Genomic DNA, 14,509 nt, shown 5'->3' on the forward strand with positions numbered 1-14,509 from the left:
CGTACCGCAAGCGCTTTATAAGCACGTATTTGCCCCCATTTCCCAGCATGCAAGCGACGCGGGCGCCGTTCTATAGGATAATTCGCCTTTAATTAGCAAACAAAACGTGACCCCGGAGCCATTTATGGAAAATTTGTATAACGTCCTCGGTGTCGCGCCCAATGCCAGCGACGATGAAATCAAGAAAGTTTACCGTTCGCTGGCCATGCGCTTCCACCCCGACCGCAACCAGGCCCCCGGCGCCGAGGCGCGCTTCAAGAGCGTGACCAAGGCGTATGAAATCCTGGCCGACCCGGCCAAGCGCGCCGAATACGACCAGAGCGTCAACCACCGCATCATCATCGATCCGGAAGCGGAAGCCTATGCCCTGTGGTGCGGCGTGTTCCGCCTGCATGGCACTGTACTGCCGGCCGACTAAGCACGCTGGCGGCCGTCCGGTCAGCCTGAATGATTTTAAAAACAACAACAACGGCGCTTTTAAAGTAACAGCGCCGCGCATCACATTGGAAAGCACAGCATGAGAAGAGTACACCCTGAATTCGCGTACCAGTCGCGCGAGCTGGAAGGCCAGATCGACGGCATCCTCGGCGACCCGCCGAACCGCAAGAACTACAAGAGCATGGTCGACGCGCTGGTCGGCGAGTACGCCAGCGGCGGCGGCATCGAAGACGTGAACATGCTGGCCTTCGCGCTGGTCGATCACATCACCTTCAGCGACCCGAAAGGCTTGCTGGCCGAAAGCGAAGACTACGAGTTCGGCGACCCGTCCCGCGTGTTTTCCATGGCGACGTGCGCCGCGCCGGAAGCGGCGAAGATGTACGCCGCCATCGAAGAGAGCTTCCCCGACCTGGCGCGCCAGGCCATCATCACGGCCTTCCTGCACAAGAATCCGCGCCTGTGGGACGACGACGACCAGTCGCTCGACCAGCTGGCCGCCAATGACGACGGCGACGACGAGCATGACGAAGACGAAGCCACCGACGATTTCGCCCAGATGTTTGACCAGGATGGAGATGACCATGGCCGATAATGAACAAAAAAGCAACCTGCCCGCGCTGACGAAGCAGGTCACGGAACTGGTGCTGTCCGGTTCGCTGGGCCACGCCGAGCAGGCGTTCGCCGACGCTGCCGACCAGTACGGCGATCTTGCCGTGGTGGAAGTGCTGAGCGCCATCCCGCCGCAAGTGACGGCCCTGCACCTGGCCGGTTTCGACGGCGGCAAGATGTCGCTGGCCACCCTGCTGGTGCCGCCGAAGGCGTGGGCCGACAGCCTGGCCTTCATCGCCGCCACCTGGAGCGACGACCAGATCGAGGATGATCCGGAACGCATCGCCGAAGCGCTGTTCGCGCACATCCACGGCGTCGTGTTTTCCACCGACGACGCCGAGCGTCGCCGCGAGCTGCTGCTCGAAGCGTCCGCCACCGACTGGGGCGCCACGGCGTTCGCCATCCTGTTCTCGATGGCGCCGAAGGAAATCCTCGAAGTGGCGGGCGAGATCGTCATCAAGGGACCGTACGTGACGGGCGTGACCTCGTCCGACAACGACGTCGTGCCGCTGGCCATCGAGCTGGCGCAAGCCAATGAAGACGGCTGGGACCGCTCGCTGTTCGAGCTGTTCCCCGACTTCCGCCACAGCGCCGACCTGGCCGACGCGGAATACTCGGACGACCCGGACGAAGAGCCGACCATGTTGCAGCGCAGTACCAAGGAATTGCTGTACCGCCTGCGCAAGCAAGTACCGAGCACGCGCAGCGCGCCGCGTTCCAGCACGCGCCGCAGCCTGGGCACGGGCATTTTCTCGTAATGAAAGCAGGGAACGTCTAATGCTGCCAGCAATTGTTGTAGAGAATCTTCCGCGCCTCGTGCGCGCCATCAAGCTGTTGCCGAACGACCCGCGCGAAGACGCGGCGCTGAACCTGGCCGATGAATTGACGGGCATCACGGCCATGGTGGCCGAGAAGTTCACGAATGAGCGCACTGCCGACGGCATCCAGAAGGCGCTGTACCTGACGGTGGGCGGCGTGTCGCTGGGCCTGGAGCAGGCCGTCACGCATGAAGGCGACCAGGCCGCCCTCGATTTCCTCGTCGAGCACGGCGCCGAGCACGCCTTCCAGGTGGGTTTCCGCCTGATCAAGGAACTGTCGCAGCTGCCCGAAGACGCCCTCGTCGGCGAATACGACCAGGACCCCGTCTACCTGCAGCGGCGCCTGCGCGAACTGTTCATCGATATTTGCCAGGCCGACCCGAACCAGAACTGGGCCGGCTATGAAAAGTATGCGTTGCAGTTGCAACAGCGCAAGGAAGTGCAAGCCGTCGTGCGCCTGGCCGGCTGGCTGCGCCGCCACCACGACAACGGCCCCGTCAGCGACAGCGACCTGAATGCCGAGGGCGTCATCGCCCTGGCCATCATCTTCGCCATCGAAGGGGGCGGGCGCATCGTCGCGCGCACGGGGCAAAAGGAGTTTGAACGTTTCGTGCGCTCCGTGCGCAAGAACAAGCCCGACTTCGAGGAAGGCTGGGCCGCCCTGGTGGCCAAGGTGCCCGTGCAGCATCACCCGGTGCTGCTCGACCGCATCGCGTCCTACCGTCGCAGCTGCACCGTGGTGCAGAAAATCCTCACGCGGGCCAGCATGAAGAGCCTGTTCGAGGACCTGGAGAATTACGCCGGTTCCGAGCTGGACGCCGACTACTCGTAAAGCCGTTCGCGTGGGCCGGCGCCTGCCGGCCTACGCTCCCCCTTCCAGCGCCGCTTCCTCGGCCAGTTGTACAAAAGCCGCCACCAGCGGCGACGTCTCTTCTTCCCTTTGTGCAAGTAATAAACTGGTGGTCGCCTGCGGGTCGGCGATGGGGCGGTAGCACACGCCATCCATGCGGATGCGGTCGAACGAGGCGGGCAGCACGGAAATGCCGCAGCCGGCCGCCACCAGGCCGATGATGGTCGACGCTTCGCCCGCTTCCTGCGCCACCTGGGGCACGAAGCCGGCCGCCTTGCACAGGCGGAAGATCTGCGGGTAAATCCCCGTGCCCGCATCCCTGGGATACATGACAAAGCCTTCGCCCGCCATGTCGGCAATGGCGATGCTGTCCTTGGCCGCCAGCGCGTGGGCGACGGGCAGCACGAGGAACAGCGGGTCCTGGCGCAATTCGGTCAGGCGGATGTCGTCCGGATACGTCGTTTCCGGCGGGCGCACGAAGCCCAGGTCCATGGTCCGGCCCGAGATCGCTACGAGCTGATGCAATGTCGCCATCTCGTGCAGGGTCAAGGTGACGTGGGGAAACTGCTGGCGGTAGCGGTTGATGACGGTGGCGAAGTAGGGCGTAAACGGCGTGGAAAACGTAAAACCGATGCGCAATTCGCCCGCTTCGCCCCGCTGGGCCCGGCGCGCCGTGACGGCCGCCTGTTCCGACAGGGCCAGGATGCGCCGCGCATCGTCGAGGAAGAGGCGGCCGGCCTGCGTCAGGCGCACCGAGCGCTTGTTGCGCTCGAACAACTGCGCACCGAGTTCCCCCTCCAGCGCCTGGATCTGCTGGCTCAGCGGCGGCTGGCCGATGTGCAGGCGCTCGGCCGCGCGCGTGAAGTGCAGCTCTTCGGCGACGGCGACGAAGTAACGCAGGTGGCGCAGTTCCATGTCAGTAATCGTTTTAAAGTATGAGTTGGGCCTTGAATATATATTGGACGATATGAGTTGGCAATCCTAAGATGAAGACTCGCTTCCTTTCCGAAACACGGCCATGTCTGATTCATCGCTTGCCTTTGCCCCCGCCGCACCTTCCGCCCTTCCGGTTTCCGCGCCCGCTGCCCGCAAAGCCATCGCCAAGGGTTCCATCGAATTCAAGCGCAGCAACCGCGCCCTGTTCTTCGGCGGCTTTTCCACCTTCAGCTTGCTGTACTGCATACAACCGCTGTTCCCGCTGCTGTCGCACCAGTTTCATCTGACGCCCGCGCAAAGCAGCTGGTCGCTGTCCGTCTCCAGCGGCTTGCTGGCCATCTCGCTGGTGCTGCTCAGTGCAGTGTCGGACCGGGTGGGGCGCAAGCCGCTGATGGTGGCGTCGATGTTTTCCGCCGCGATATTGACGATCCTGTCCGCCTTCGCCCAGGATTATGCGCAACTGCTGGCCATCCGCGCCGCGCTGGGCGTGGCCCTGGGCGGCATGCCGGCCGTGGCCATGGCTTACCTGGGCGAGGAAATCGAGGGGCCGTCGCTGGGACTGTCGATGGGCTTGTATATTGCCGGCAGCGCCTTCGGCGGCATGTCGGGGAGGCTGATCGCTTCCATGCTCAGCGATTTCCTGTCATGGCGCTGGGCCCTGGGCGTGCTGGGCGTGGCCGGCGTGCTGGCGGCGGCGGAATTCTGGCGCAGCCTGCCCGCGTCGAAGAACTTCGTGCCCAGCACCAAAGGCTGGAATGCATTGCCGCACGCGATCAAGCAACATTTTTCCGACCGGGGCTTGCCGTGGCTGTTCTGCCTGGCGTTCGTGCTGATGGGCTGTTTCGTCAGCCTGTATAACTACATCGGCTACCGCCTGCTGGCCGCGCCGTTCAGCTTGCGCCAGAGCACGGTCGGCTTGCTGGCCTTTCTGTACCTGATCGGCATCTTCAGCTCCGTGTGGGCGGGCCGCCTGGTGGACCGGCTGGGGCGGCGGGGCGTGCTGTGGATCATGCTGTCGGTGATGCTCAGTGGCATTGTATTGACCCTGTTCGACTCGCTGCCGCTGATCGTCATCGGCATGGCGCTGGCCACCTTCGGTTTCTTTGCCTCGCACTCGATCGCCAGCAGCTGGGTCAGCCGCCGCGCCCGCGCGCCGCAGGCGCTGGCCTCGGCCTTCTACCTGCTGTTCTATTATCTCGGTTCCAGCCTGATCGGTTCCGCCTCGGGCATGATGTGGGGCTTCGACGGCTGGACGGGCGTCATCATCATGCTGGGCCTGTGCCTGGGCGGCGGCGTGCTGATCGCCCTGCGCCTGCGCCACTTGCAGCCGCTGGGCGCGCGCGAAGCGGTGGGGTGAGGCGGTTATTTGGGGCACATGCCTATCATCGTTTCCCCCTGCTTGCCCGCGCGCGTGGTCACGCATAGGGTGCCCAGCGCGCTGGTGATTTTATACGTGCGGCTGCCCCTGGCCTCATTCGCGCCCACTTCCTCGATTTTCGATGCCTCGTACCATTTCGGCGGCACGGCCGCGTAGGCCTCGGCAAAGCCTTGCTGCATGCGCTTGAATCCCGTGTCGTCGAATTTCTCCCCGCCCCGCTGCGGGAATTCCTTGCGCAAATCCCTGTCGATCTTGCCCACGTCGCGTTTGGCTTGCGCCAGGATGTCGGCGGCGCTGAGCGCTGGGGGCGCCGTGATCGCTTCCGGCGTTGCCGGTGCTGGCGCCGGCTCGGCGGCGGGCGGGGGCAGGGGGCGGCTGACGGGCGCCGGTATGGTTCGGCGCGGCACACGTTCAGCGGCCGGTTTTGCGCTGGGCAAGGCTACCGGCCTGGGCGGCGCAGGGGCGGTGTAGCGCAGCCAGGCGATGGCCGGGCCCTGTGGCAAGTGCTCGTCAGCGGCAAGGCGGGGGCGCGACTGCAGCACGACATAGGCCAGCCCCGCGTGCAGCAGGACGATCAGCAGCAGGCCGGGAGCGCGGCGGGGCAGGGGTGGCAGCGAGGTCATGGAGGGCATGGTGGTTCAGGTACGCCAATGTATCTGAAGGATTTGATAATTATCTAGAATGTCACAAGCGCTTACAAAAAAGTGCCTCATGGAAATTTCAATGCCCTGGCCGCTGGCGGGGAACCCTGGGCCGGCCTGGCGATCCAACTCCAGATACCATGGGAGGACACATCATGATGCAGGTAAAGGAAGTGGCCCGGCGCTTCGGCGCCATCGAACACGCGATCGGCCAGGCGGCCCAGCTGTGCGGCAAGCAGCAGGGCATGCCGATGGACTTGAAGGATTGCATCAACCAGCTGGACCAGCAAAAGAGCGCCGTGCGGCAAGCCATCGACACGCAGGACGATGCGCGCATCCGGCAAGCCGTCGACCAGATGGAATCGCTGGGCGACCGCGCCAAGCGGGCGTGCGGCACGGCGACCAGCGTGACGCCGGAAATGAAGAGCGCCGTGCAGAAAGTCCACGATGAACTGTCGGACCTGAAGCACCAGCTGCACTAGCTACATCTGGCGGAACAGATGGGCATATAAGGGACTGACGCGCAGTTGCGCCGGATGCTGGCGCAGGGTCAGCGACAGCTTGCCGGCCTCGTCGCGCACGGCCGTGGCGATGGCGCTGGCATTGACGATGGTGCCCCGGTGGATTTGCCAGAACTGCTGCGGGTCCAGCTGGGGTAAGAGTTCCTTCAGGCTCGTGCGTATCAGCGCTTCGCTGTCCTGGCACACGACGTTGATGTATTTGTCCAGCGCCTCGAAATACACGACGTCGGCCAGCGCGATCATGCGCACGCTGTTGCCGACGGCCGCCCGTATCATCTGCAGGCGCGGCGCGGGCGCCGTCATCGCCTGCAACTGGGCCAGCAGGCGGGCCAGGTTGTCGTCGCTGGCGGACACGGTGACGGGCGCCGCCGTGGTGGCCGGCGCTGGCGTTGCGCTCGCGCTCCCGCTCCCGCTTCCGCCGCTGGCGCACAGGCGCTGCCGCAGCCGTTCCACCGTCTTGCCCAGGCGTGCATCGTTGACGGGTTTAAGCACGTAGTCGGCGGCCGCGTGCTCGAAGGCGGCCAGCGCGTATTCGTCGTAGGCGGTGACAAAGACGATGCTGGGGAAGGGCGTGCCGTCGGGCCACTGTTCGGCCAGCTCTTCGGCCGCTTCCAGGCCCGTCTTGCCCGGCATTTTGATGTCAAGAAAGAGTATGTCGGGCAACAGCGCCAAGCCTTGCTGCAAGGCTTCCACGCCATTGGCGCAGGCGGCAACGATGTCGAGTTCCGGCCAGAGCCGGCGCAAGGCGTGCGCGAGGGCGGCGGCAAGTATGGGTTCGTCTTCGGCGATCAGGGCGCGCGGGGGGGAACTGGTCATGGCGTGGGGCTCGTGGTGGTGGAGTGTATCGGTAATTGCAGGCGGGCGACGACGCCTGCCGGTGTGTTGGCGGTCAGCGACAGGCTGGCGCTATCGCCATGCATGCCGCGCAGGCGTTCGCGGATGTTCGCCATGCCCAGCTGCGTGCCCTTGCTCTGGCCCGGATGGTCGAGGCCCAGGCCATCGTCGGCCACCGTCAGGATCAGCATGCCGCCATCGGTGGAGGCCTGCACGTGGACGTGGCCGCCTTCGATCTTCGGTTCCAGGCCGTGCTGGATGGCGTTTTCCACCAGCGGCTGCAGCAGCATGGGCGGCACCTTGATATCGCGCAAAGCCTCGGGCAAGTCCAGCGTGTAGCCCAGGCGCTCACCCATGCGTATCGACATCAGGCCCAGGTAGGCTTGCATCAGGGAAAATTCCTGGCCCAGGGTCGTCGCGCCGGCCCGCGAAGAGCTGAGGGTGGCGCGCAGGTACTGGATCAATTGATCGAGCAGCAGCTGGGCGCGGTCCGGATCAAAGCTGATCAGGCCCTGCAGGTTGGCCAGGGTGTTGAACAGCATGTGCGGCTCGATCTGCGCCTGCAGCAGCTGCAGCTGCGCTTGCATGGCCTGGCGCGCCACGGATTCGGCGCGGGCCTTTTCCTCGGCGGCTATCATTTGCAGGCGGGCAATCTTTTCGCGGCTGGAGAAAAACAGCACGGCGCCGCCCGTGGCCAGCAGGGTGAACACGAGCGTACCCATCATCTGTGTGGGCAACAGCTTGTCGAAGCCGCCCACGTCCACGCCCGTCAGCCAGCCGAACAGGACCAGGCCCAGCATTTGCGCCACGGGCACGGAAATCAGGATGATGAGCGTGAAGGGCAGGAATCTGGGCCGCTGGTCTGCGCCCCACAGGGTCAGGCGGATGCCGTCGATCAGCAGGAAGGCGATCATGCCGATGCACATCGAGGCGACGAGGTTCTGTCCGAAATGGCTGCCCGGATTGAGGATGAAGGTAATGACCAGCGCGCAGATCACGTTCAGCGCCAGCGCATAGCGCGCATCGCGCAGCATGCGGTAGTAGGGCGAGCGGCGCTTGGCAGCTGGCGCGTCGGCGGAGCGGGCGTCGGGTTTCATATAGTTGTCTGCTGATAACGATGAGGCATTGTGTGCCAGTGCAGGCACGGGCGCAACAGGACTGCGACGAAACGGCGCTCGCACGCCGCCATTCGCGGCGGCGCGTCGCCAAACGGGGCCGCTTTACTTTTCAGGAGGGGCGCGGGATAGTATAGCAAGACAGTCTTTGCATAAGGAATCCTCATGTGGCCCTATCCACGCATCCTGGCGCACCGCGGCGGCGGCACCCTGGCGCCTGAAAACACCCTGGCCGCCCTGCGCTGCGGCCTGGCCTACGGCTACCGCGCCGTGGAATTCGACGTCATGCTGGCGTCCGACGGCGTACCCGTCGTCGTGCACGACCCGGAACTGGGCCGCACGGTGGCCGGCAGGGGCCAGGTCAGCGACTACACGGCCGCGCAGCTGGGGGCCATGGAGGCGGGCGCCTGGTTCGGCCCCGCATTCGCGGGCGAGGGCGTGCCCGCGTTCGGGGCCGTGGTGGCGTACTGCAAGGCGCAGCGCATCTGGATGAATATCGAGATCAAGCCGGCGCCCGGCTGCGACGTCGCCACGGGCGAGGCGGTGGCGCGGGCCACGCGCGATTATTTTTCGAAGGAAATTGCTGCAGGGGAGTTATTGCCCTTGCTCTCGTCGTTCAGCATCGCCGCGCTGGAAGCGGCGCGCCAGGCGGCGCCGGAACTGGCGCGCGGCTGGCTGGTCGAAGCCATTCCCGCTGGATGGGCGCGCACGGCGGAGGAACTGGGCGTGGTGGCGCTCCATTGCGACCACCAGCAACTGACGCCGGAATTGGCGCGAGAGGTCAAGGAGGCGGGATACGGGCTGTTCTGCTACACCGTCAACACGCCCGAACGGGCCAGCGAGCTGCTGGCCTGGGGCGTGGACGGCTTCTGCACGGACCGGATCGACCTGATCAAGCCGTCCTGAGGCCTAAAACGTGACGCGCATTCCCACAGTCAAGTTGCGCCCCGTCAAAGGCGCCGCATTCTTGATGAAGGAAGTATGGCTGTACGCCAGTTCATTCGTCAGGTTGTTCGCCTTGATGTAGAACTGGGCCGGCGTCGTGCCGATGCGCGTGTCGTAGTTGGCGGACAGGTTGAGCATGTTGTAGCCCGGGGTGGCCGTTTCAAACGCGGCCACCTTGTCTTGCTTGCCCACGCGGTAGAACTCGGCCACGCCGCTCCACGCCTGCCAGTTGGCATCGAATTTCACGCCAAAACGCTGGGCGGGGATGCGCGGCAGGTTGTTATTGTTTCCTGCGCCACCGTCGGCCAGCTTGGCCCGCACGTAGTCGCCGAACACGCTGGCGCCGAACATGGGGTTCAATTGCTGGCGCACTTGCCCTTCCACGCCCGTAAACGTGGCGTCGCGCTGGGCATACTGGATCAGCTGGAAGCCTTCGTGGCTGTCCAGCGTGCTGCCGAAGATGTAGTTGTCCACCTTGTTGCGGTAGGCGCTGGCCGAGAAGGTCGTGGCGCCCGCATATTTGCGCAAGGTCAAGTCGATATTGTTCGACGTTTCCTTGCCCAGGTTTTGATTGCCCAGTTCATACGTGGCCGTGGCCATGTGCACGCCGTGCGCATACAGTTCCTCGGCGCTGGGCAAACGGTGGGTGCGCGAAATGGTCGAGCCGAGCGAGTACTGCGGCGCGAATTTCCACACGGCGCCCAGCGAGACCGACGTGCCCCTGGCGCTGCGGTCTTGCAGGGTGGCGCTGTCGACCGCGATGTCTTGCCACTCGTGGCGCAAGCCCGCTTCGAAGCGCCATTGGTCGAGCTTGTATTCTTCCACCAGGAAGGCCGCGTGTTTTTTGGTCACCGTCGGCGCCACGTAGGCTTCCTCGCCCAGGGCGGAGAAATCGCGCTTCGATGTTTGCAGGCCGACCACGCCGCGCCAGCCGAAGACGGGATGGTGTTCCATTTCCAGGCGCGCATCGTGACCCTTGTTCTTGAACGTGGTGGCGATTTGCGTGCCTTCGATTTCATCGTGCTTGTAATCGGTGAACGAAGCGCGCAGGCGCAGCTTGGCGAAGCCGGGCACGGGATCGCGCAATTCGCCGCGCACGTCCCAGCGTTCGCTCTTGAGCTTCACGTAGGGCACGCTGCCGTGCTCGTGGTCATGCTCGTCTTCGTCGCCATGGTCGTGGCCGTCGTGGCCGCCGCAATGCAGGTGCGTGCCGTGCGGGTGGCAGCTTTCGAATTCGTGGTTGTGGCCAGGCAAGCCGTATTCCGCGTGCTGGCTCGTGAAAGCCAGGCCCAGGAAGCCGCGCTGACCCACCCACGACACGCCCACGCTGCCCGTGTCCGTCTTGTTGTAGCTGCCGGCTACTTTGGAGCCGCCTTCCCAGCCGCTGCCGACCTTGTATTCCTTCGCGTCGCGCTTGACGCCTTCCGCGTGGAAGGCGATGTTGCCGGAGCCGCCAGTCACTTCAAAGGCGCCCGCCTTGTCGCGCGCTGCCGAGTTGGCGCGCACTTCCGCGCTGCCTTCGAAGCCCTTGGCCGGCACGCGCGTGGGGATTTTCTTGTCGATCACATTGACGACGCCGCCGACGGCACCGCCGCCGTAGGCCAGCGCGGACGGGCCGCGCAAGACTTCAATCTGTTCCGACAGCATCGGTTCGGCCGCGACGGCATGGTCGGGGCTGATGGTCGAGGCATCCTGCACTTCGGCGCCATCGGACAGGATCTTCACGCGCGGACCATCCATGCCGCGGATGATGGGGCGGCTGGCGCCGGCGCCGAAATGGCTGGAGGTGATGCCGGGCTGGCCGGCCAGGGTTTCGCCCAGGGTCGCTTCGCGGGCGCGCACCAGTTCCTCGCCTTCCAGTACGCTCACGGGCGTGCTCATGTCGTCGCTGCCCAGGGCCAGGGCGCTGGCCGAGACGGTAACGGCAGGCAAGGTGGCTGCCTGCTGCGCCAGGGCGCTGGCGGGCGCGGCAAAGGCCAGCATGATGGCCAGGGCGAGGGGAGTCGGTTGTTGAGGACGTACGGACATGGGCAAGAATTCCTTATTCGCTATCGGTGTTGGCGGGGTTGGGGCAGACCATTGCCGGATGGGTTGGCTGCCAGAAGATGATAATGATAACCCATTATCATTACTGTGTGACAGTTTTTCCGGGCGGTAGATGCAGGCGGATGGTGTATTCTGTTGGCTATGGAACGCACAACACGTCAAAAAACCGCTATTCAAGCCGCCATCGAGTCGGCCCAGCGCCCCCTGTCGGCGCAGGAAATCCTCGAACAGGCCAGCTTGCAGGTGAGGCAGCTGGGCATCGCCACCGTTTACCGCAACCTGAAATCGCTGGTGCTGGAAGAAAAGGTGCACGTGGTGACCTTGCCGGGCGAAAACCCGCGCTATGAGTCGAACACGGCCGCCAATCACCACCACCACCATTTCCAGTGCACCACGTGCCAGCGCGTGTTCGACGTGCATGATTGCCCGGGCGACTTGAAGCGCATGGCGCCGCAAGGCTTTGTTGTCGAGCGCCACGAACTGACCCTGTACGGCCGCTGCGCCGACTGCAATGCGGCCGCCGGCGCCACGGCGCCCGCGGCCGTAGCCACACCGCACGCCTGCGCCAGCCACCACGACCCGGCCTGAGTCGGCAGGCTGTCGATGTTGGCACGGGCGCAACAATGCCCTGGCTACCCGCCATTGCCGCACCCCATATCACGTATAATCTTCCCTTTAAAGCTGCCGCCACTCTTTGTCAAAAAAACATGAAATCATCTGAAATCCGCGACAAGTTCCTCAAATTTTTCGAATCCAAGGGCCATTCCATCGTCCGTTCCAGCTCCCTGGTGCCAGGCAACGATCCGACCTTGCTGTTGACGAACAGCGGCATGGTGCAATTCAAGGACGTGTTTACGGGCATGGACAGCCGTCCGTACACGCGCGCCACCTCCGTGCAGCGCTGCGTGCGCGCCGGCGGCAAGCACAACGACCTGGAAAACGTCGGCTACACGGCGCGCCACCATACCTTCTTTGAAATGCTGGGCAACTTCAGCTTCGGCGACTATTTCAAGCGCGACGCGATCCACTTCGCCTGGGAACTGCTGACCAAGGTGTACGGCTTGCCGGCCGACAAGCTGACCGTCACCGTCTACATCGAAGATGATGAAGCGTACGACATCTGGGCCAAGGAAATCGGCGTGCCTGTCGAGCGCATCATCCGCATCGGCGACAACAAGGGGTCGCGCTACGCTTCGGACAATTTCTGGCAGATGGCGGACACGGGCCCATGCGGTCCATGCACGGAAATCTTCTACGACCACGGCGCCGACATTCCTGGCGGCCCGCCGGGCTCGCCTGACGAAGACGGCGACCGCTTCATTGAAATCTGGAACCTCGTGTTCATGCAGTTCAACCGCGACGAAGCGGGCGTCATGCACAAGCTGCCCAAGCCTTGCGTGGACACGGGCATGGGCATGGAGCGCCTGGCCGCCGTGCTGCAGCACGTGCATTCGAACTATGAAATCGACCTGTTCCAGCACCTGATCAAGGCTGCCGCGCGCGAAACGGGCGCCACGGACCTGGAAAACAAGTCGCTGCGCGTGATCGCCGACCACATCCGCTCCGCCGCCTTCATGATCGTCGACGGCATCATTCCGGGCAGCGAAGGCCGCGCGTATGTGTTGCGCCGCATCATCCGCCGCGCCCTGCGCCATGGCCACAAGCTGGGCCAGACGAAACCGTTCTTCTACAAGCTGGTGGCCGACCTGGCCATCGAGATGGGCGGCGCCTATCCCGAGCTGGAAGAAGCGAAGGACAACGTCGCCAACATGCTGAAAGCCGAGGAAGAGCGTTTTGGCGAGACCCTGGAAACGGGCATGAAAGTGCTGGAAGCGCAGCTGGCCAAGGATGCCACGGGCATCGACGGCGCCACCGCTTTCACCTTGTACGAAACCTATGGTTTCCCGCCGGACCTGACGGCCGACATCTGCCGCGAACGCGACATCACATTCGACCAGGCGGGCTACGACGCGGCCCTGAAGGAAAGCCAGGAACTGTCGCGCAAGGGCGGCAAGACGCACAAGGACAGCAAGGTCGAGTACACGGGCGAGAAAAACACCTTCGTCGGCTACGACCAGCTGACGTTCAGCAGCAAGGTCGTCGCGCTGTACGCGGCCGGCACGCCCGTGCAGGAACTCAAGGCCGGTGACACGGGCATCGTCGTGCTCGACACCACGCCGTTCTACGCGGAATCGGGCGGCCAGGTGGGCGACCAGGGCGTGATCGCCTCGGGCGCGGGCAGCTTTGCCGTCAGCGATACCCTGAAAATCCAGGCCGAGGTGTTCGGCCACCACGGCGTGCTCGAATCGGGCACCTTGAGCGTGGGCGACGCCGTCTCGGCGGAAGTCGACACGGCCAAGCGCGCGCGCACCATCCGCAACCACTCGGCCACGCACCTGATGCACAAGGCCTTGCGCGAAGTGCTGGGCAGCCACGTGGCGCAAAAGGGCTCGCTGGTCGACCCGGACAAGACCCGTTTCGACTTCAGCCACAATGCGCCGATGACGGCCGAGCAGATCGCCGCCGTGGAAACGATCGTCAACAAGGAAATCCTGGAAAACCGCGCCACGCAAGCCCATTTGATGTCGTTTGACGACGCCGTCAAACACGGTGCGATGGCCCTGTTCGGCGAAAAATACGGCGACGAAGTGCGCGTGCTCGACATCGGCAGCTCGAAAGAGCTGTGCGGCGGCGTCCACGTGCAGCGCACGGGCGATATCGGCCTGTTCAAGATCATCGGCGAAAGCGGCGTGGCCGCCGGCATCCGCCGCGTGGAAGCGGTGACGGGCGAGGGCGCGCTGGCGCTGGTGCAGACCATCAACCGCCGCCTCGTCGAAGCAGCCAGCGCCCTGAAGGCGCAGCCGGAAGAACTGACGGCCCGCATTGCTCAGGTGCAAGACCACGTGAAGGCGCTGGAGAAGGAACTGGCCGCGCTGAAATCGAAACTGGCGTCGGGCCAGGGCGATGAGCTGGTCACGCAAGCCGTCGATGTCAACGGCGTCAAGGTGCTGGCGGCCGTGCTGGACGGCGCCGACGTGGCCCGCCTGCGCGAAACCATGGACAAGCTGAAGGACAAGCTGAAGACGGCCGCCATCGTGCTGGCCAGCGTGGCTGACGGCAAGGTCAGCCTGATCGCCGGCGTGACGGCGGATGCGACTGGCAAGGTCAAAGCGGGCGAGCTGGTGAACTTCGTTGCACAGCAAGTGGGCGGAAAAGGCGGCGGACGCCCCGATATGGCGCAGGCCGGCGGCACCGATGCTAGCGGCCTGGCGAACGCCCTGGCCGGCGTGCCGGCCTGGGTGGGCGAGCGCGTGAAATAAGGCGTAAGCTAGCAGGCATGCGGGTTTCCCACCCCACTGCCTCTTGAAAACGGCCCGC

The 14,509-nt window shown here is 64.5% G+C and carries 14 protein-coding genes; 9 read left to right on the forward strand and 5 right to left on the reverse strand.

From position 1 onward, the window contains the following. The first annotated feature begins 124 nt into the window (after positions 1 to 124). The 4 genes from BXA07_RS08460 (at position 125) to BXA07_RS08475 (ending at position 2,697) form a co-directional block, all read left to right on the forward strand. Positions 125 to 418 (forward strand): DnaJ domain-containing protein, encoded by a 294-nt coding sequence (locus tag BXA07_RS08460; RefSeq protein ID WP_010395442.1) that lies wholly within the window; start codon positions 125 to 127, stop codon positions 416 to 418. Positions 419 to 517: 99 nt separating this feature from the next. Next, on the forward strand, positions 518 to 1,030 hold the full coding sequence (locus BXA07_RS08465; protein WP_076567275.1) for a hypothetical protein: 513 nt from the start codon (positions 518 to 520) through the stop codon (positions 1,028 to 1,030). Next, positions 1,020 to 1,805: a hypothetical protein gene (locus BXA07_RS08470; RefSeq protein WP_076567276.1), complete on the forward strand. Its 786-nt coding sequence runs from the start codon at positions 1,020 to 1,022 to the stop codon at positions 1,803 to 1,805. Before BXA07_RS08465 ends, BXA07_RS08470 begins: the two co-directional genes overlap by 11 nt. Before the next feature lie 19 nt (positions 1,806 to 1,824). Continuing rightward, complete coding sequence (locus BXA07_RS08475; RefSeq protein ID WP_076567278.1) at positions 1,825 to 2,697, forward strand: hypothetical protein; 873 nt, start codon at positions 1,825 to 1,827, stop codon at positions 2,695 to 2,697. 30 nt (positions 2,698 to 2,727) lie between these two features. Here the strand turns inward: BXA07_RS08475 and BXA07_RS08480 are convergent, their stop codons facing one another. After that, on the reverse strand, positions 2,728 to 3,630 hold the full coding sequence (locus BXA07_RS08480) for a LysR family transcriptional regulator (RefSeq protein WP_076567280.1): 903 nt from the start codon (positions 3,628 to 3,630) through the stop codon (positions 2,728 to 2,730). A gap of 103 nt (positions 3,631 to 3,733) precedes the next feature. On the opposite strand from BXA07_RS08480, the gene BXA07_RS08485 reads away from it, so the two are divergent. Beyond that, positions 3,734 to 5,008: an MFS transporter gene (locus BXA07_RS08485; protein WP_076567282.1), complete on the forward strand. Its 1,275-nt coding sequence runs from the start codon at positions 3,734 to 3,736 to the stop codon at positions 5,006 to 5,008. A gap of 5 nt (positions 5,009 to 5,013) precedes the next feature. On the opposite strand, the gene BXA07_RS08490 is transcribed toward BXA07_RS08485, so the two are convergent. Next, positions 5,014 to 5,661: a hypothetical protein gene (locus tag BXA07_RS08490; protein ID WP_076567284.1), complete on the reverse strand. Its 648-nt coding sequence runs from the start codon at positions 5,659 to 5,661 to the stop codon at positions 5,014 to 5,016. 164 nt (positions 5,662 to 5,825) lie between these two features. Here BXA07_RS08490 and BXA07_RS08495 point away from each other — a divergent pair, with 164 nt between their 5' ends. Beyond that, positions 5,826 to 6,152 (forward strand): hypothetical protein, encoded by a 327-nt coding sequence (locus BXA07_RS08495; RefSeq protein ID WP_076567286.1) that lies wholly within the window; start codon positions 5,826 to 5,828, stop codon positions 6,150 to 6,152. Here BXA07_RS08495 and BXA07_RS08500 read toward each other — a convergent pair whose 3' ends face one another. Together BXA07_RS08500 and BXA07_RS08505 are read right to left on the reverse strand one after the other, a co-directional pair. Beyond that, positions 6,153 to 7,007, reverse strand: a complete 855-nt coding sequence (locus BXA07_RS08500; protein WP_076567288.1) for a LytR/AlgR family response regulator transcription factor — start codon at positions 7,005 to 7,007, stop codon at positions 6,153 to 6,155. It lies immediately after the preceding gene. Then, complete coding sequence (locus BXA07_RS08505; RefSeq protein ID WP_139335498.1) at positions 7,004 to 8,122, reverse strand: sensor histidine kinase; 1,119 nt, start codon at positions 8,120 to 8,122, stop codon at positions 7,004 to 7,006. Before BXA07_RS08505 ends, BXA07_RS08500 begins: the two co-directional genes overlap by 4 nt. Positions 8,123 to 8,305: 183 nt before the next feature. Between BXA07_RS08505 and ugpQ the strand changes: the two genes are divergently transcribed. Continuing rightward, positions 8,306 to 9,046: a glycerophosphodiester phosphodiesterase gene (ugpQ, locus tag BXA07_RS08510; protein WP_076567290.1), complete on the forward strand. Its 741-nt coding sequence runs from the start codon at positions 8,306 to 8,308 to the stop codon at positions 9,044 to 9,046. Between the two features lie 3 nt (positions 9,047 to 9,049). Here the strand turns inward: ugpQ and BXA07_RS08515 are convergent, their stop codons facing one another. After that, the gene (locus BXA07_RS08515) at positions 9,050 to 11,113 is read right to left on the reverse strand and encodes a TonB-dependent receptor domain-containing protein (RefSeq protein ID WP_076567292.1); all 2,064 of its coding nucleotides are present in this window, start codon (positions 11,111 to 11,113) and stop codon (positions 9,050 to 9,052) included. A gap of 159 nt (positions 11,114 to 11,272) precedes the next feature. On the opposite strand from BXA07_RS08515, the gene BXA07_RS08520 reads away from it, so the two are divergent. Further along, positions 11,273 to 11,719: a Fur family transcriptional regulator gene (locus BXA07_RS08520; protein ID WP_076567294.1), complete on the forward strand. Its 447-nt coding sequence runs from the start codon at positions 11,273 to 11,275 to the stop codon at positions 11,717 to 11,719. Between the two features lie 119 nt (positions 11,720 to 11,838). After that, positions 11,839 to 14,451: an alanine--tRNA ligase gene (gene alaS / locus BXA07_RS08525; RefSeq protein ID WP_076567296.1), complete on the forward strand. Its 2,613-nt coding sequence runs from the start codon at positions 11,839 to 11,841 to the stop codon at positions 14,449 to 14,451. The last annotated feature ends 58 nt before the right edge of the window (positions 14,452 to 14,509 follow it).

The organism is Janthinobacterium sp. TND4EL3, assembly GCF_900156175.1.
Classification (GTDB): domain Bacteria; phylum Pseudomonadota; class Gammaproteobacteria; order Burkholderiales; family Burkholderiaceae_D; genus Janthinobacterium.